Genomic DNA, 16925 nt, shown 5'->3' with positions numbered 1-16925 from the left:
CGCATTGTTGCCACCCGCCCAGGAATTCGTTTGAACCAACGTGTCGTGCACCCCGCAGCGGTTCTGGTGCTGTCTTTTCTGACCGTCATCGCTGCCGGCACGGTCTTGCTCATGCTGCCGCTCTCGCACGCCCAGGGGCAGAGCGCGCCATTTCTCACGGCATTGTTCACCGCCACCTCTGCCGTGTGCGTGACAGGGCTGGTCGTGGTGGACACCGGCACCTATTGGAGCGGCACGGGCCAGGCCCTCATCATGGGCCTGTTTCAGCTGGGCGGCTTCGGCATGATGACGTCGGCCACGCTGATGGGGCTGCTCATCAGTGGGCAAATGCGCATACGCACCCGGCTGCTGCTGCAGGCAGAGACCCATTCGCTGGCGCTGGGGGACGTAAAGAGCGTTGCCAAGATCGTGCTCCAAGTGACGGTTGCCGTCGAGCTGCTGATGGCGCTGGCCCTGGGCCTGCGGTTCGCACTGGGCTATGGCATGCCCTGGGGAGAGGCTGCCTGGCAAGGCATGTTCCACTCCATATCGGCCTTCAACAATGCGGGCTTTTCGACCTGGGCAGACAGCGTGGTGCGGTTCTCGTCCGATATGCTGGTGCTGGCTCCGCTGATGCTGGCGATCATCATCGGAGGCCTGGGGTTTCCTGTGCTGCACGAGCTGCTGGCCGAACGCGGACGCAAACGCCCACTGTGGTCCATGCACACCGCCCTCACGGTGTGGGGCTCGCTGGCGTTGATCGCACTGGGCACGGTGGTGATCTTTCTGGCCGAGTTCGACAATCCGGGAACGCTGGGGCCCATGGGCTGGGCGCACAAGGGGCTGGTGGCACTGTTCACCTCGGTATCGGCACGCACGGCAGGGTTCAATGCAGTCGATATCGGAGCGCTGAGCACCGAATCACTGGCGCTGCACTACATCCTCATGTTCATCGGCGGGGGCAGCGCGGGCACCGCCGGGGGCGTCAAGGTGACCACGTTTTTTGTGTTGGTACTGGTGGTGTGGAACGAAATCCGTGGGCACCGCGACGTCGAGTTTCGCGGCCGTCGCATCGCCGATTCGGTGCAACGCCAGGCCATCACCATCTTGGTGCTCAGCGCGGCCGTGGTGGGACTGGCCATTTTGCTCATCTTGCCGCTCACGCCGCTACCGCTGGAAAAGGTGCTGTTCGAAGTGATTTCAGCGTTCGGCACCGTGGGGCTGTCTACGGGCATCACCGCCGACCTGGTGCCGGGGGCGCAGGCCATCATCATTGCGCTCATGTTCATTGGGCGCGTGGGCGTGGTCACCCTGGCCGTGGCCCTGGCCACCAACCAGATGCGCCGCAACTACCGTTACCCCGAGGAGAAACCCATTGTTGGATAAAGCCGTAAAGAACCTGTCGGGCAGCGTGGTGGTGATTGGCCTGGGCCGCTTTGGCACCGGGGTTGCCAAATCACTGGTGGAGCTGGGCCACGACGTGCTGGCCATCGAGAGCGATGCCGAGACGGTGCAGTCGCTGGCGAGCGTGCTACCCCATGTGGTGCAGGCCGACGCCACCGACCTGGAAACCCTGCGCCAGCTGGCCGTGCCCGACTTTGCGCATGCGGTGGTGAGCATCGGCGGCAACCTGGAAGCGAGCGTGCTCACCATCCTGAACCTGAGCCAGCTGGGGCTCAAGGACATCTGGGCCAAGGCCATTGACCCCCAGCACGGCCGCATTGCCGAGCGGGTGGGTGCGCACCATGTCGTCTACCCTGAGGCGGACATGGGCGAGCGCGTGGCGCACTTGGTCACCGGCAAGATGATCGACTTCATCGAGTTTGACGACGGCTTTGCCATTGCCAAAACCCGGGCGCCGATGGAGACACACAACAAGCCATTGTCGCAATCCGACGTGCGCAAACGCCATGGCATTACGGTGGTGGGCATCAAACGTCGCCACCTCGACTTCATCTACGCCAAGGCAGATACCGAAATCAAACCGGGCGACCACCTCATCGTGGCAGGCCCCACGCGCATGGTGGAGCGCTTCGCAGCGTTGTACTGAGCGCCCAGCGCCGCGCCGCACGCGCCCTTCCCTGCCGCCAACGTGCCAGAGCACCTTGCGCGGCCGGTAGCGGGTGCGGGTCAAACCTCGTCAGTGCGTCTGCATCCATCGCATCGAAAGCGGCTGCGACGCATGACACTGGCCCGGGTATTGCTTGACCGGATGTATCTGAATGCAATCAGCACAAGGAACACCATGGCAGCCTTCCCCATCTCCACCCGCAACGGCATGGCCACTTCCTCAACGCCAGCTTCGACGTCCTTTTCGCCCCCCTCTTCGACGCTGTCTTTGGCGCCCAAGGCCGGGTCTTCAACCGGCCGTGACGGCGAGATGTCGCTGGTCAACCTGGCGGCACGCCAGCGCATGCTGTCGCAGCGCATGGTGTTGCAGACGGTGCTGGCCGCACGCGGCAGCGATCTGCACATGAAGGCGGCGCGCAGCTCATTGACGCTGTTCACCGACAGCCAAGCCAGGCTGGTAGACACTGCCGGTCACTTGGATGCCGCCAACGGCGACATCATCCGCAAGGCCTACCACGGCCCCAACGGCGTTGGCGCCACGATTGATGCGTTTGCACAGCAGGTGGGCACCACGCTGGACTTGGCAGAGCGCCACAGCCCGCGTGTGGAAGACGCGCTGGCGCGGCTGGTGGAGTCCACCGACAGCGCACTGGAGGCCTTGAATACCGCCACCACCGCATTCGATCAAGTGGGTAAGGCCAAGTCCGAAACCCTCATGAAAGAACTGGCGGGCATCGTGGCTTCCATCCAGACCGTGGCCCGCGAGGCCAAGGTGGTCAGCTTCAATGCCCAGGTCATGGCCGCCCGCGCAGGCCAGCACGGACGGGAATTTGCGGTGGTGGCCAACGTACTGTCGGGTATCACCAACGAAATAGACGGCCTTTCGCTACAGGCAGTATCGCTGGCTGGACGCAGCCGTGGCGCAGCCTGAAAAGGGCGCAACAGGCACTTACAATTGCAGCCATTGGAAACGGTGGCCGATGGGCAGAGCGCCCACACTCAGCCCACCACCGGGCAGTAGCCCGGCTGTAGAGGGCCTGTACTCTTTCACGCCAGACACACAACACTTTCGGGAGATGCGTAAGCCATGAAGATCACCACCCTGTGCAAGAGCCTGGCGTTGGCCGGTTGCCTGCTGGCAAGTACCAGCATGGCCTGGAGCTACGAAATCAACGCAGGCAAGGTGCTGGACGGTGCGGGCAAGGCCATCCAGCTGCGCGGCGTCAACTGGTTTGGCTTTGAGACCAACAACCATGTGGTGCATGGCCTGTGGGCGCGCAACTGGACTGAAATGATCACGCAAATGCAGGCCCAGGGCTTCAACGCCGTGCGCCTGCCGTTCTGCCCCGCCACCCTGCACGGCTCGGCGCCGCCCAGCAGCATCGATTACGGCCGCAATGCCGACCTGCAGGGCCTCTCGGCCATCCAGGTGATGGACAAGGTGGTCACGGAACTGAGCAACCGTGGCATGTATGTGCTGCTGGACCATCACACCCCCGATTGCCAGACCATCAGTGAACTCTGGTACACCCAGAGCTACAGCGAACAGCAATGGATCAGTGATCTGACCTTTGTCGCCCAGCGCTACGCAGGCGTACCCGGCGTCATCGGCATCGATATCAAGAACGAACCCCACGGTGCCGCCACCTGGGGCACGGGCAACAACGCCACCGACTGGAACCGCGCCGCCGAGCGCGCAGCCGCTGCCGTATTGCCGCTGGCTCCCCATTGGCTGATTGCCGTGGAAGGCATCGGCGAGAACCCCAGCTGCTCGGGCAGCAACGCGCACTTCTGGGGTGGCAACCTCGAACCTCTGGCCTGCACGCCCCTGAACATCCCCGCCAACCGCCTGCTGCTGGCGCCGCACACCTACGGGCCGGATGTCTACGTGCAGCCTTACTTCAATGCTTCGAACTTCCCGAGCAACATGCCGGCCATCTGGGACCAGCATTTTGGCCAGTTCGTGCAGGCCGGTTATGCCGTCATGCTGGGCGAGTTCGGTGGCAAATTTGGCCGGGGCGATGCGCGGGATGTGCAGTGGCAGAACGCGCTGGTGGACTACATGGTCGGCAAGGGCATGCGCAGCGGCTTCTACTGGTCGTGGAACCCCAACAGTGGCGACACCGGCGGCATTCTGGACGATGACTGGACCACCGTGCGCACCGACAAGGTCCAGTTGCTGCAGCGCCTCTGGGGCGATGGTTCGACGCCAACAACACCTACGACGCCAACCACCCCCACAACGCCGACAACGCCAACCCCACCGACGCCTACCGGTGGCTTCTCGGTGCAGGAGATGATGGACAGTGTCTGGAACGCAGGCTATTGCCAGCGGGTCCGCGTCACCAACCAGGGCACCGCCGCTGGCAACTGGGCGATCACCATCCCCGTGAGCGGCACCATCAACAATCTTTGGAATGCCACATGGACGCAGGCTGGCAGCAACCTGAACGCGTCCGGCGTGGACTGGAACAAGACCCTCGCCCCCGGGGCAGCGGCCGAATTCGGTTTCTGCGCCGCGCGCTAAGCAACTTTTTCCCCAATTGAACAAGGGCTCCTGCCATGCAGGGGCCCTTTTTTGTTCTGGGTTCCCGGCCTACCCGCCAGCAGTCTCGCGCACCTGCCTGAAACGCTCCGCCAGCTCCTTGCGCAGGGACTTGCGCAGCAGTGCCGCATCCCAGCGGCGGCGTTCGTCGGGCGTGGAAGGCGACAGCGGCGGCACCTGCACCGGCTTGCGCGCCTCGTCCACCGCCACCATGGTGAAGAAGCAGCTGTTCACATGCCGCACCACCTGCGAGCGGATGTCTTCGGCCACCACCTTGATACCAACCTCCATCGACGAGGAACCGGTGTAGTTCACGCTGGCCAGGAAGGTCACCAGCTCTCCCACATGGATGGGCTGCAGAAACATCACCTGGTCCACACTCAAGGTCACCACATAGCAGGCCGAATAGCGGCTTGCGCACGAATAGGCCACCTGGTCCAGCAGCTTGAGAATGGCCCCGCCGTGCACATTGCCCGAAAAATTGGCCATGTCGGGGGACATCAGCACCGTCATGCTGAGTTGGTGTGAAGGGATGTTCATGCCGCGATTTTAGGGCTCCCCCGTGTCGCAGGCGCAACGCTGCGGGCCGCTACACTCGCGCCACACAAGCCAGATCACGGCCCATCAAAAAAGCCAAGCAGGCCGCGAGGCCAGAGGGGAAACCATGCTCGAAATCGACAAGCTCAATGAATTCACCGAGAGCCATGGCGCGCTGCGCACCGGGCGCGGGCTGGTGTCGGGCGTGATTGCACTCACGCTGGCCATCCTGTGTTTTCTGGGCGTGCTGGCCTTCCACTTCCCCGAGTACCTGACGACACCACAGCTGCGCAAGAGCTACGACGTGACGGTGATTCGCACCATCATGCTGACCGCCATGGCCATCGCGGGGGGCATCTCCCTCGTCAACATCCTCTTCAACCGTTCGCGCTGGCTGGCCACGTTTGCCTTTGCCATGGTGGCGCTGGCGGCGTTCCTGGGCGGCCACAAGGTGGAGGTGGACCCGAACTTCCCTGACAACACACCGTACATCGGCCTGGACTGGTTCATCCTCGACCTGCTGGGCAGCTCGCTGATCTTCATCTTCATCGAGAAACTATTTGCACTGCGCAAGGACCAGCCCATCTTCCGCGCCGAGTGGCAAACCGACTTCCACCACTTCATCGTGAACCACATGGTGGTGGGCTTTGTGCTCCTGGCCACCAACCTCATCGTGCACAAATTTTTTGGCTGGGCGGCCAACGACGGTATTCGCGGCTGGGTACAGGGCCTGAACTTCTGGGTGGCGCTGTTCCTCATCGTGCTCGTGGCCGACCTGGTGCAGTACTGGACGCACCGCGCCTACCACGAGGTGCCGCTGCTGTGGCGCCTGCATGCGGTGCACCACAGCGTGAAAAGCATGGACTGGATGGCCGGCTCGCGCCAGCACATCCTGGAGCTGCTCATCACCCGCACACTGGTGCTGGCGCCCATCTACGTTCTGGGTTTCAGCAAGGAAGTGATCGACGCCTACATCGTCATCGTGGGCTTCCAGGCCGTTTTCAACCACGCCAACGTGAGCGTGCGCCTGGGCCCGCTGCGCTACGTGCTCGTCACGCCCAACTTCCACCACTGGCACCACAGCCAGGACCAGGAGGCGCTGGACAAGAACTACGCGGCGCACTTTGCGTTTCTGGACTACCTGTTTGGCACCGCCGTCAAAAGCACCAAGCTCTGGCCCGAACACTACGGCGTGCTGGGCGACTACGTGCCCAACGGGTTTGTGAAGCAGTTCAAGTTTCCGTTCACTTGGAAGGGCTGAGAGGCTGAGGCGCCTCCCCCCTCCCCCACCGAGGAGGGCTACAGCTTGCCGAGTTCGGCTTCGAGCGCTTTGAGCTGGTTGCGCAGCTCCTCGGTTCGGGCCTCACACGCGGCTTTGTCCTTGCCCGCTGCAGCCGCGCGTTCCTGCGCGAACTGGGAGCCTTGTGCCAGGGTGCTGCGCCGCAGGGGGCCTGCATGGGCCACTGCAGCATCCGGTGCCGTTGCCGCGCATTCCTGCTGGTTGCGTTCGAGGGCCGCGCGCGCCTGCGGCACGCCCTGGTTCTGCAGATAGTGTTTGCGCTGCCAGGTGGGGCCGAAGGCGCCCTCCTTCGCGGTGGAGGGGCCAGGTGGAACAGGGGTGGCGCCCTGCATGGCTGGCTTCACCTCGATCTTCTCGCCCTGGCCCAGGCAAGGGCCATCCTGGAACGACACCTTGCCATCGGCATCCGTGCATTTGTTGACGGCCCAGGCCGGGGCCAGAAAGCCCAGCACCAGGGCGCAGGCGGCACAGCGTATCGGTTTCATGGAATAGTCCTCGGCGGGTGGATGCCACATGCTACCGCGCCGCGCACGACCGGTTCAGAGCCTCCTTGGTGGCATCGAGGCCTTGACCGACACCAACAAGGCGTGCCCCAGGGCTGGGGGCAGCCGCTCCAGTTTCAAAAAGGGATTGGGATAGACGCCTGTCCCTAACTTGACGCACCCCCGGTAAAAACCCGGTGGGTGCGCGGCTACCGCACTCCTACCATCGCCGCACCTTGAGGCCACGGTGGCCACGACCAGGAGGAGCTGTTTGATGAAAACCCACGTTGCCTTGCCCGTTAGCCAGCGGCTTTCCCAGGCGCGCCGCCGCAGCCTCGTGCTGGCACTGGCAGGCGGTGCGGCCTTGGCCAGCCTGTCCGCCAGGGCGCAACCCGCTCCGGGCAAGGGCGACATTCTCATTGGCCGGTCTACCGCGCTGTCGGGTGGCATGGCCCCCTTTCTTGCACCCATCCATGAAGGACAGGACGCTGCAGTGGAAGACGCCAATGCCAAGGGCGGCATTGGCGGACGCAAGATTCGCCTGGTGACGCTCGACGACGGGTTCGATCCGCGCCGCACGCTGGAGAACGCCAGGCAGCTGAGCGAGAAGGAGGGCGTGCTGGCCTTGTTGGGCGTGTCGGGCACCTCTCAAGTGATGGCGCTGCTGCCCTACTTGGTGCAAGCCAAGCTGCCACTGATCTCGGTGTACACGGGCAGCCCTGCCATCCGGGCGCAGCAGCATCCCTACCTCTTCACCACACGCGCCAGCTATGCCGACGAGCTGGTCAAGATTGTGCGCAACCTGGTGGCAGTGCAGACCTCTCGCATTGCCGTGGCCTACGAGAACAACGACTTTGGCAAGCTGCTGCTGCCGCTGGTCGAAAAAACCATTGCCGCCGAAGGCGCGACGCTGGCCGGCTCGCATGCCATCGCGCCAACCGGGGCAGACGCCAACGACGCCGCCAAGGCCCTGGCCGCCCAGAAACCACAAGCCGTGCTGCTGGTGGCGGCGGGGCCGCCTGTGGTGGCCTACGTGCGGGCCAACCGCGCGCACCTGGGAGTGCCGGTCTACACCTTGTCGCTGGGCGCAGGCTCCGCAGTGCTCAAGGCGCTGGGTGACGACGCGCGCGGTCTGGCCGTGGCACGCACCGGCCCCTCGCCCACCAAGCCCACCATTGCGCTCACGCGGGACTTCCAGGCCTCCATGAAGCGCCACGACAAGCCTGTGGACTACGACCGCTACACCGGCTACATGGATGCGCGCGTGCTGATTGAAGGCCTGCGCGCAGCAGGGCCTGGCGTCACCCGGGCCAGCCTGGTCCAGGCCATGGAAGGCCTGGGCAACCTTGACCTGGGCGGCTACAGCTACCAATTCAGCCCACAGAACCACCACGGCTCGAACTACGTGGACATCGCGGTGGTGGGCTCTGGCGGGGTGTACCGGCAGTGATGGCGTGAGGGCCCGATGAACGCTGCGGCGACAATGGCGGCCCTGTCACCGCTGCCTGTTCATCACTGTGTCCCACACTTCCCCTGTTTTTGACGTCGTCATCATCGGCGCCGGTGCTGCCGGCCTGTTCTGCGCGGGCCAGGCGGGCCAGCGGGGCCTCAAGGTGCTGCTGATCGACCATGCCGAAAAGGTGGCCGAAAAGATCCGCATCTCGGGCGGCGGACGCTGCAACTTCACCAACCGCGACCTGGACCCCGCCGCGCCCCACAAACACTTTGTGGGGCAAAACCCGCAGTTCTGCCGCTCGGCGCTGTCACGCTATACGCCCGCCGACTTCATTGCGCTGGTGCAAAAGCACGGCATTGCCTTCCACGAAAAACACAAGGGACAGCTGTTTGCCGACCGCTCGGCCGAGGACATCATTGCCATGCTGCTGGCCGAGTGCGCGGCGGGCCAGGTGACGCACTGGCAACCTTGTGCGGTCAAAAATATAGAGTTTTTGGCCCCTGGCGCTTATCCATCAAGCGCTACCAGCTATCAAATTGATACTGACCGTGGCCCGGTGCAGGCGCGCTCGCTGGTCATTGCCACGGGCGGGCTGTCCATTCCCAAGATCGGCGCCACCGACTTTGGCTACCGGCTGGCGCAGCAGTTCAACATCCCGCTTGTCGAGCGCCGCCCGGGCCTGGTGCCGCTGACTTTTGATGGCACGGGTTGGGCGCCGTATGCGCAACTCGCGGGCTTGGCGCTTCCGGTGCAAATCAGCACCGGGGCCAAGAAAACCCGTATGGCCTTCGACGAAGACCTGCTGTTCACCCACCGGGGCCTTTCGGGCCCGGCCGTGCTGCAGATCTCCAGCTACTGGCAGGAAGGCACGCCGCTGGCCATCAACCTCGCGCCCACGGTGGACCTGCCCGCCGCGCTGGCGCAGGGCAAGGCCCGCTCCCGCAAGCTGATCGCCAACGAACTGGCCACCCTGGTCCCCAGCCGCCTGGCCGACGCCTGGGCGCAGCGCGAGGCCGACTGGCAGCGCCCCATCAACGAGGCCAGCGACAAGGCCCTGGCGCGGCTGGCCGAGCAGCTGGCGCGCTGGGAGCTGACGCCCACCGGCACCGAGGGCTACAAGAAGGCAGAGGTCACGCTGGGCGGCGTGGACACCAAGGCGCTTTCGCAGCAGACCATGGAGTGCAAGACGCAGCCCGGCCTGTACTTCATTGGCGAAGTGGTGGACGTGACGGGCTGGCTGGGGGGCTACAACTTCCAGTGGGCCTGGGCCAGCGCTGCGGCGTGCGCGCAGGCGCTGCCGCCAGCGGGCCACTGAAGCACTCCGTTCGCAATCGGGAGGGGCAGCGCACCTAAACTCCAGGCAACAACACATCGCTTTACCGGTGATACGGCGGGAGCCACGGCATGGATGGATTCGAACGCGCAGAAAAGTACCAAGCGGCCGCAACGGCCGTGGGCGCACTAATTGCCCTCGTCCCTGCAGCAAGCATTGGCGGAAACATCTTCATCGCGATCCTCGCAGCGCTGGGCGTGGGCTCACTGGCCGGGGGCGCGGTGATGGTGTGGTGGCTGCGCACTGATGAGGGCGATGCCTACCTGCGAGCCGACTCGCGCATCTCGGGCCGCTCGACCTCACGCACCTCGCTGTGGCTGGGCAATATGGCCCCGGGCGCCATCCTGGTCGGACTGGCCGTAGCGCTGCACATCCGAATTGCCTGATGGGTGAGGACGGGCGCTGAGGGCCGGGTCACCCCCACAGCGGTGCAGGCTGCGTACTGCCAAAACCCAGCCCCCGTACCGACGCGCCCTGGAGCACGCCGTGCTCCAGGGCCCAGGCGTGTAACGCCTCGGGCGGCAGCGGGCGGCTGAAGTGGTAGCCCTGCAGCTCTTCGCAGTCCAGCGCGCTCAGCACCTGGGCCGTGGCCAGGTCTTCCACCCCCTCGGCCACAATCTTGAGGCCCAGCGTGTGGCCCAGCGCGATGATGGCGCGCGTGATTGCCATGTCGGCGGGGTTGCTCAGCATGTCGTGCACGAAGGACTTGTCCACCTTGAGCCGGTCGATGTCAAAGCGCTTGAGGTAGGCCAGGCTGGAATACCCGGTGCCAAAGTCGTCGATGGACAGCTGCACGCCCAGCGATTTGAGCGCGGCCAGTTGCTGCTCGGCCGCGTGGGCGTTGTCCATGAGCTGTGACTCGGTGATCTCCAGCTCCAGCCGGTGGGCCGGCATGCCGGTGCGCGCCAGCAGTGCCTCGATGTCGCTGACCAGCAGAGGGTCAGCCAGCTGCGCGGCCGAGAGGTTGACCGAGATGGAGACATGCGCCAGCGGATGGACCAGCCCGCGCGCGGATGGGCCCGACAGCGGCACCTGCCATCGCACCCATTGCTCGCAAGCCTGCTGCAGCACCCAGCCGCCGATCGCGCGGATCATGCCGGTCTCCTCGGCAATGGGGATGAATTCGCTGGGCGGGATGTGGCCCAGGGTGGCGTTGTTCCACCGCAGCAGGGCCTCCACGCCCAGCAGGCCGCCGCCCTTGGCGGACAGGCGCGGCTGGTAGTGCAGGCTCAGTTCCTGGCGCTCCAGCGCGCGGCGCAGTTGCTGCTCCATCGTCTGGCGGGCCAGCGCGCGCTGGTCGGTCTCGGCCGAATAGAACAGCGCCATGTCGCGGCCCGTGGTCTTGGCCTCGTACATGGCGGCGTCGGCACGGCGCATGAGCTCGTCGATGTCGCTGCCGTCCTCGGGGTAGACGGCGATGCCCACACTGCACGACACGTTCAACTCGTGCCCTTCCACCGGGTGGCTCTGGCGGATGAGCGGAATCAGGCGCCGCTCCACCAGCTGCTGCACATCCTCGCGCCCGGCCACGTCGCGCATCACCACGACGAACTCGTCGCCGCCCAGGCGGCTGACCGTGTCGCGGCTGCGCACGGCCTGCGTGAGGCGCCCGGCCACCGAGCGCAGCAGGCCATCGCCGATGTGGTGACCCAGCGTGTCGTTGATGGCCTTGAAGCGGTCCAGGTCGATGAACAGCACAGCCACCTTCTCGCCCGTGATCGGCGCCTGCGCCAGCGCCATCTGCAGACGCTGCACGCACAGCGAACGGTTGGGCAACTCGGTGAGCACGTCGTGGTGCGCCAGGAACTGAATGCGCTCTTCGCTGCGCTTGCGGTCGGTGATGTCGATGGCGATGCCGATGTGGTTGGCCAACGTACCACCCTTGGTCTCGCGCACGGCCGACACCATGAGCCAGGCCGGATAGGTCTCGCCCGAGCGGCGGCGAAACCGCACCTCGCCCTGCCACGACTCCTTGTCGAGCATGGTGCGGTGGATCTGCGCCGACAGCGGCTCGGCACCCGACTCTTCCAGCAGAAAGCCCAGGTCCTCGCCGATGACCTCGTAAAAGTCGTAGTGCGTGCTGCGGCAGAACGCCTTGTTCACGCTGATGATCTGCTGATCGGCGTTCATGATGATGATGCCCTCGGACGAGGCCTCGAACACCTTGGCCCACAGCTCCAGCCGCTGCTCCATCACTTTGAGCACATTGATGGGCGTGAACGCGGTGAGCACCGAATCGCGCCCCTGGAACTGCAGGCGCCGCGCCGACAGCACGGCCCAGGAAGGCTCGGCGGTGCCCTTCCAGCGCACCTCGAACTCATCGACCGAGCCCTGGTCCGCCAGGCGCTGGAAGAAGCGCGCCCGCACGCCGGGCTCCAGCCCCACGGCCCACGGGTCGGTCTTGCGGTCACCCAGCCAGTGGGCAGCCGGGGCGTTGGAGTGCAGCACCTCGTGCTCGGGCACCGAGGTGACCACCATGGGGATGGGGAAGGCCTCGACCAGCTCGCGCTGGGCCTCGGCCGCGCGCGCGCTGGCGGCCAGCTCCTGCTGTAGCACGCGGTCGCGGTCAAGCTGGGACAGCATTTCATTGAAAGCCGTGACGAGACGCCCGATCTCGTCACGGCTGACCCAGTGCGCGCGCAGTGTGTGGTCGCCGCTCTTGCGCACCTCGTCGGCCACCCGCGCCAGTTGCTGCAGCGGCTTGGCGATCTGCCGCGCCACCAGCGTCACGAGGGAGAGGATGCAGCCCAGCAGCACCAGCGCGGTGCCCAAATGCAGCCACATGCGAGCGAAGAGCCCATCCACACGGCGGTTGAGCAGCCGCTCCAGGTCCACGATGCCCACCGTCCAGGCATCGCGCAGCGCGCCCAGCACCTGCATCTGCTGCGTGCCCACCTGCGCCATGGTCAGGCGCGACTCCCCCGCCGCCACACCCTGCAACAACGCCTGGAAGCCCTCCAGGGACTGGTGGAGCGCCTCGCGCGGACCCTGCAAGGCGGCCCGCATTTCGGGCGAGCCTGCGATGAATGCCTGGTTGTAGTCCGCCTCAATGCCCTGCATCACAGCATCCAGCCGCCCCACCAGCGTGAGCAGCTCAAAGGACCACTGCGGACCGCGCCCGGCCTGCGCCGCGTTCAAGAACACCACCGTGTCGTGCACCGCCTGCAGCAGCTCTGGAAACCGCAGCACCACCAGCGACATACCGTAGTAGCTGTCGAGATCCGGGTCTAGAATCAGGTTGGACTGGTTGCCCACCGTGGTGAGCAACTCACGGCCCTCGCGCAGCAGCTGGCTGCGCATCCCGGTCAGCACCTGCGCATCCGTTGCAGATGGCGGCCTGGCGGCCAGTTGCCCGAGCACCATGCTGAAGCGTTCGCCCACTTCCTGTGTGCGCAACTGCTCGTCATACGCCTTGCGCACGCCCGTCAGCCGTGCAATCACATCGCCCGCCAGCGGCGGCTGCTGGGATGCATCCAGAAACTGCCCCATGAGCCCGTCGCGCAGCACCGCCGCATACGTGGTGCCCACGATCTCCTTGCGTGTGAAATCGATGGCCACGTACTTTTCGTGGATCAGAATGCTGGACACATAGATCACCGCCGACAGGTCCAGCAGGTAGATGAGCATGAGCTTGCGCCCCACACTGAGGCGGCCCAGCCAGCCCGAAACGCGGTGCATGAATGCCATGGTGTCTGTGGCGGCAGGCCCACCCGGGCGGATGACCTGGGCAACCCACCGACGGTGGTAAGTGATTGTTACAACGTGAAGCAATTTCCACGCCATTGCGCGGCCTGAGGATGGACGGAGGCAATGCCTCCGGTGAGAACGACCTCAGTCCTTGTTCGGGCGCGGCCCACTGCAGTGCCACATGGCCCATGCCCAACCAGGCCACCAGTGGCGGCGTCCCGCAGCGCGGGACGGGACGCAGGGAGCTGCACAGGGGTACTTCCCATCCGCGCCACAAAGGCTATAATCTCCGGCTTTGCTGGCAATGCCCCGTCGGCCAAATACTAGTTACAGACGGGGAAACCGCTTTGTACGGACTTGAGGCCCGATCTCCCCAAGCCCCTCTGCAGGCACCATTTGGAAAACCATTAGCTAATGACTACGATCCGCGTAAAAGAAAACGAACCCTTTGACGTTGCACTGCGCCGCTTCAAGCGCACCATTGAAAAGCTCGGCCTGCTGACCGACCTGCGCGCCCGTGAGTTCTACGAAAAGCCCACCGCAGAACGCAAGCGCAAGAAGGCAGCCGCCGTGAAGCGCCACTACAAGCGCGTTCGCAGCATGCAACTGCCCAAGAAGATGTACTGATCCATCTTCGGCCCCGAGCCTTTTGCTTGGGTCCCAGAACCCGCGCTAGGGACGCCAAGCGCGGGTTTTTGTTTTTCGGGTTTGCCAAAAGGCTTTCTGGCGTCGTTGCAACGCCTTGCCGTAGCGAGACTACTGTCTGCGGCGTTGACGCCTAGCCAGAAAGCCTTTTGGCAAACCCTTGTCCCTGTTTGAAACCCAAAAAAGGAAGCCGCCATGAGCCTCAAGGACCAGATCACCGAAGACATGAAAACCGCCATGCGCGCCAAGGACAGCGAGCGCCTGGGCACCATCCGCCTGCTGCAGGCTGCGATGAAGCAAAAGGAAGTGGACGAGCGCATCGTGCTGGACGACGCCGCCGTGGTCGCCATCGTGGACAAGCTCATCAAGCAGCGCAAGGATTCCATCACCGCTTTTGAAGGCGCTGGCCGCCAGGACCTGGCGGACAAGGAAAAGGCCGAGATGGCCGTGCTGCAGGCCTACCTGCCCGAGCGCATGTCGGCCGAAGAAACGCTGGCTGCCGTGAAGGCCATCGTGGCCGAAATCGGCGCATCAGGCCCTGGCGACATGGGCAAGGTGATGGGCGTGGTCAAGACCCGCCTTGCGGGCAAGGCCGACATGGGCCAGGTGTCGGCCGCTGTGAAGGCTGCGCTGGCAGGCTGATCGCCCCCTCACCACCACCCAGTCAGTATTTTTTTGATAGCTGCTACCGCTTGTCAGACGGGCGGTAGCAGCTATTTTTGCTTCAAACCGGGGTGCTTACCCCCGCGTCGGCATCCCGCGCCATCCACCCGGAGCGGAAATGCTCCTGCAGAAACTCCACACACACGCGCACCTTGGCCGACCGCTCCAGCCGCGTCGGGAACACGGCCCACACATTGGCCTCCTGCTGCCATTGCGGCAGCACCTGCACAAGGCGCCCGATCTGCAGGTGCGCGCCCACATCCCACAACGAGCGCAGCACCACGCCACGCCCGTCCACCGCCCACTGCACGGCCATCTCGCCGTTGTTGGCCGACAGCGGGCCGCGCACCTTGACCGACTCTTCCTGCGCGCCGCTGCGCAGGCGCCACACGCCAAACGGGTGGTCGCGCTCCTTGATCACCAGGCAGTCATGCGCGGCCAGGTCCGCCACCGTGCGCGGAGCGCCCTTGCGCTGCAGGTAAGTGGGCGATGCGCAGAGCACGCGGTGGTTGTCGGCAAGGCGGCGCGCGATGAGGTGTGGCGCGATCTCATCGCCCACGCGCACATCCAGGTCAAACCCCTCGCCCGCCACATCCACCAGCCGGTCAAATACCTCCAGCCGCACCTGCAGCCCCGGGTGCTGCTCCACCAGACGCGACAGCGCAGGCGCCACGATCTGCCGCCCAAAGCCGAAGCTGCTGCTCACGCGCAGCAGCCCGCGCGGCTCGCTGCGCGTGATGGCCACCTCCTGCATGAGTTGCTCCATGTCGTCCAGGATGCGCTGCGCCCAGTGGAAAACGCGCTCGCCTTCCTCCGTCACCGCCACCCGGCGGGTGGTGCGATGCAGCAGCTTGACCTGCAGGTCCTGCTCCAGCAGGCGAATGCGCTTGCTCACGTAGGCGGGCGACGTGCCGAGCTCGGCAGCAGCCGCGCCAAAGCTGGACTTGCGCACCACCGCCGTGAAAACGCGCAAGTCGTCGGCCGCTGGGTTTTTATGCACGATATGTGAATGATGGAGCCACAGTTGACGGATTGTAGTTTTTGATGGCGCTCGGAATAATGCAGTGCACACACCGACCGCACCCACCTACGGCTTCCCTCTACCCTACCCCCTGCCCGCACCATGAACGCACCCACCACCAAGACCTACCGCATCGCCGTCCTGCCCGGAGACGGCATCGGCAAAGAAGTCATGCCCGAGGGCCTGCGCGCCATCCAGGCCGCCGCCGCCCGCTTTGGCTTTGAACTGCAGTTGCACGAATTCGACTGGGCCAGCTGCGACTACTACGCCGCCCACGGAAAAATGATGCCCGACGACTGGAAGGCGCAACTGTCGGGCATGGACGCCATCTTCTTCGGTGCCGTGGGCTGGCCCGCCACCGTGCCCGACCATGTGTCGCTGTGGGGATCGCTGCTCAAATTCCGCCGCGAGTTCGACCAGTACATCAACCTGCGCCCCGTGCGCCTGTTTGAAGGCGTGCCTTGCCCCCTGGCCGGCCGCAAGCCCGGCGACATCGACTACTACGTGGTGCGCGAGAACACCGAGGGTGAATACACATCGCTCGGCGGCATCATGTACGAAGGCACCGACCGTGAAATCGTCATCCAGGAATCGGTCTACTCGCGCCACGGTGCCAACCGCCTCTTGAAGTTCGCCTTCGACCTGGCCCAAAGCCGCCCCAAAAAGCACGTCACCCTGGCCACCAAAAGCAACGGCATTGCCATCAGCATGCCCTGGTGGGATCAGCGTGCCGACGACGTGGCCAAGGGCTACCCCGAGGTCACGCTGGACAAGCAGCACATCGACATCCTCACCGCCCGCTTTGTGCTGCAGCCCGGCCGTTTTGACGTGGTGGCGGCCACCAACCTGTTTGGCGACATCTTGAGCGACCTGGGCCCGGCCACCACCGGCACCATCGGCCTGGCGCCTTCGGCCAACCTGAACCCCGAGCGCAACTTCCCCAGCCTGTTCGAGCCCGTGCATGGCTCGGCACCCGACATCTATGGCAAGAACATTGCCAACCCGATCGCCATGATCTGGTCGGGCGCGCTGATGCTGGACTTCCTGACACAAGGCGTGGGTGCAGGACGGGCGGCACATGACGCCATCGTCACGGCCATCGAAGAAGTCATCAAGAGCGGCCCGCGCACGCCGGACCTGGGGGGCACGGCCAGCACCACGCAGGTGGGCGAGGCGATTGCGGCGCGGGTGGCTGGGCACTGAGCCA

The 16925-nt window shown here is 64.9% G+C and carries 15 protein-coding genes; 11 read left to right on the top strand and 4 right to left on the bottom strand.

Features of this window, described 5'->3' with window-relative positions; all coding sequences use genetic code 11:
- The first annotated feature begins 30 nt into the window (after positions 1–30).
- The 4 genes from C8C94_RS01055 (at position 31) to C8C94_RS01040 (ending at position 4576) form a co-directional block, all read left to right on the top strand.
- A complete protein-coding gene (locus C8C94_RS01055; protein ID WP_055400210.1) occupies positions 31–1365 on the top strand; it encodes a TrkH family potassium uptake protein in 1335 nt (444 codons plus the stop codon).
- Positions 1358–2029: a TrkA family potassium uptake protein gene (locus tag C8C94_RS01050; RefSeq protein ID WP_233573357.1), complete on the top strand. Its 672-nt coding sequence runs from the start codon at positions 1358–1360 to the stop codon at positions 2027–2029. Before C8C94_RS01055 ends, C8C94_RS01050 begins: the two co-directional genes overlap by 8 nt.
- Before the next feature lie 195 nt (positions 2030–2224).
- Entirely contained in the window at positions 2225–2980 is a 756-nt protein-coding gene (locus C8C94_RS01045) for a type IV pili methyl-accepting chemotaxis transducer N-terminal domain-containing protein (protein WP_121422626.1), read from the top strand.
- Between the two features lie 156 nt (positions 2981–3136).
- Complete coding sequence (locus tag C8C94_RS01040; protein WP_055400206.1) at positions 3137–4576, top strand: cellulase family glycosylhydrolase; 1440 nt, start codon at positions 3137–3139, stop codon at positions 4574–4576.
- 69 nt (positions 4577–4645) lie between these two features.
- On the opposite strand, the gene C8C94_RS01035 is transcribed toward C8C94_RS01040, so the two are convergent.
- On the bottom strand, positions 4646–5134 hold the full coding sequence (locus C8C94_RS01035) for an acyl-CoA thioesterase (protein ID WP_010459986.1): 489 nt from the start codon (positions 5132–5134) through the stop codon (positions 4646–4648).
- Positions 5135–5258: 124 nt separating this feature from the next.
- Here C8C94_RS01035 and C8C94_RS01030 point away from each other — a divergent pair, with 124 nt between their 5' ends.
- Positions 5259–6392, top strand: a complete 1134-nt coding sequence (locus tag C8C94_RS01030; RefSeq protein ID WP_055400204.1) for a sterol desaturase family protein — start codon at positions 5259–5261, stop codon at positions 6390–6392.
- A 38-nt stretch (positions 6393–6430) separates the two neighbouring features.
- Here C8C94_RS01030 and C8C94_RS01025 read toward each other — a convergent pair whose 3' ends face one another.
- Positions 6431–6916: a DUF4124 domain-containing protein gene (locus tag C8C94_RS01025; protein WP_055400285.1), complete on the bottom strand. Its 486-nt coding sequence runs from the start codon at positions 6914–6916 to the stop codon at positions 6431–6433.
- Positions 6917–7187: 271 nt separating this feature from the next.
- Between C8C94_RS01025 and C8C94_RS01020 the strand changes: the two genes are divergently transcribed.
- From C8C94_RS01020 to C8C94_RS01010, 3 genes are all read left to right on the top strand, one after another.
- A complete protein-coding gene (locus C8C94_RS01020; RefSeq protein WP_055400202.1) occupies positions 7188–8363 on the top strand; it encodes an ABC transporter substrate-binding protein in 1176 nt (391 codons plus the stop codon).
- Between the two features lie 67 nt (positions 8364–8430).
- Positions 8431–9684 (top strand): NAD(P)/FAD-dependent oxidoreductase, encoded by a 1254-nt coding sequence (locus C8C94_RS01015; RefSeq protein ID WP_121419391.1) that lies wholly within the window; start codon positions 8431–8433, stop codon positions 9682–9684.
- Between the two features lie 89 nt (positions 9685–9773).
- Positions 9774–10088 (top strand): hypothetical protein, encoded by a 315-nt coding sequence (locus C8C94_RS01010; RefSeq protein ID WP_055400198.1) that lies wholly within the window; start codon positions 9774–9776, stop codon positions 10086–10088.
- Between the two features lie 28 nt (positions 10089–10116).
- On the opposite strand, the gene C8C94_RS01005 is transcribed toward C8C94_RS01010, so the two are convergent.
- Complete coding sequence (locus C8C94_RS01005; RefSeq protein WP_121419390.1) at positions 10117–13389, bottom strand: EAL domain-containing protein; 3273 nt, start codon at positions 13387–13389, stop codon at positions 10117–10119.
- A gap of 414 nt (positions 13390–13803) precedes the next feature.
- On the opposite strand from C8C94_RS01005, the gene rpsU reads away from it, so the two are divergent.
- Both rpsU and C8C94_RS00995 read left to right on the top strand, forming a co-directional pair.
- Positions 13804–14016, top strand: a complete 213-nt coding sequence (rpsU, locus tag C8C94_RS01000; RefSeq protein WP_005799779.1) for a 30S ribosomal protein S21 — start codon at positions 13804–13806, stop codon at positions 14014–14016.
- Positions 14017–14229: 213 nt separating this feature from the next.
- Positions 14230–14676, top strand: coding sequence for a GatB/YqeY domain-containing protein (locus C8C94_RS00995; protein WP_055400197.1), 447 nt, complete (start codon positions 14230–14232; stop codon positions 14674–14676).
- Between the two features lie 82 nt (positions 14677–14758).
- Here the strand turns inward: C8C94_RS00995 and C8C94_RS00990 are convergent, their stop codons facing one another.
- Entirely contained in the window at positions 14759–15697 is a 939-nt protein-coding gene (locus C8C94_RS00990; protein WP_199731156.1) for a LysR substrate-binding domain-containing protein, read from the bottom strand.
- Between the two features lie 123 nt (positions 15698–15820).
- Here C8C94_RS00990 and C8C94_RS00985 point away from each other — a divergent pair, with 123 nt between their 5' ends.
- A complete protein-coding gene (locus tag C8C94_RS00985; protein ID WP_121419389.1) occupies positions 15821–16921 on the top strand; it encodes a tartrate dehydrogenase in 1101 nt (366 codons plus the stop codon).
- Positions 16922–16925: the final 4 nt, after the last annotated feature.

This window comes from Acidovorax sp. 94 (assembly GCF_003634645.1).
In the GTDB taxonomy this organism is placed as follows: Bacteria; Pseudomonadota; Gammaproteobacteria; order Burkholderiales; family Burkholderiaceae_C; genus Acidovorax; species Acidovorax facilis.
Note: the sequence above shows the minus strand (reverse complement) of the source record. Positions and strands in the feature narration are given on the sequence as shown.

Excerpts from the sequence above, each read along its gene's own strand:
- C8C94_RS01045 (WP_121422626.1), top strand. The coding sequence starts at position 2,225 with ATGGCAGCCTTCCCCATCTCCACCCGCAACGGCATGGCCACTTCCTCA.
- C8C94_RS01040 (WP_055400206.1), top strand. The coding sequence starts at position 3,137 with ATGAAGATCACCACCCTGTGCAAGAGCCTGGCGTTGGCCGGTTGCCTG.
- C8C94_RS01035 (WP_010459986.1), bottom strand. The coding sequence starts at position 5,134 with ATGAACATCCCTTCACACCAACTCAGCATGACGGTGCTGATGTCCCCC.
- C8C94_RS01030 (WP_055400204.1), top strand. The coding sequence starts at position 5,259 with ATGCTCGAAATCGACAAGCTCAATGAATTCACCGAGAGCCATGGCGCG.
- C8C94_RS01025 (WP_055400285.1), bottom strand. The coding sequence starts at position 6,916 with ATGAAACCGATACGCTGTGCCGCCTGCGCCCTGGTGCTGGGCTTTCTG.
- C8C94_RS01020 (WP_055400202.1), top strand. The coding sequence starts at position 7,188 with ATGAAAACCCACGTTGCCTTGCCCGTTAGCCAGCGGCTTTCCCAGGCG.
- C8C94_RS01010 (WP_055400198.1), top strand. The coding sequence starts at position 9,774 with ATGGATGGATTCGAACGCGCAGAAAAGTACCAAGCGGCCGCAACGGCC.
- C8C94_RS01005 (WP_121419390.1), bottom strand. The coding sequence starts at position 13,389 with ATGGCATTCATGCACCGCGTTTCGGGCTGGCTGGGCCGCCTCAGTGTG.
- rpsU (WP_005799779.1), top strand. The coding sequence starts at position 13,804 with ATGACTACGATCCGCGTAAAAGAAAACGAACCCTTTGACGTTGCACTG.
- C8C94_RS00995 (WP_055400197.1), top strand. The coding sequence starts at position 14,230 with ATGAGCCTCAAGGACCAGATCACCGAAGACATGAAAACCGCCATGCGC.
- C8C94_RS00985 (WP_121419389.1), top strand. The coding sequence starts at position 15,821 with ATGAACGCACCCACCACCAAGACCTACCGCATCGCCGTCCTGCCCGGA.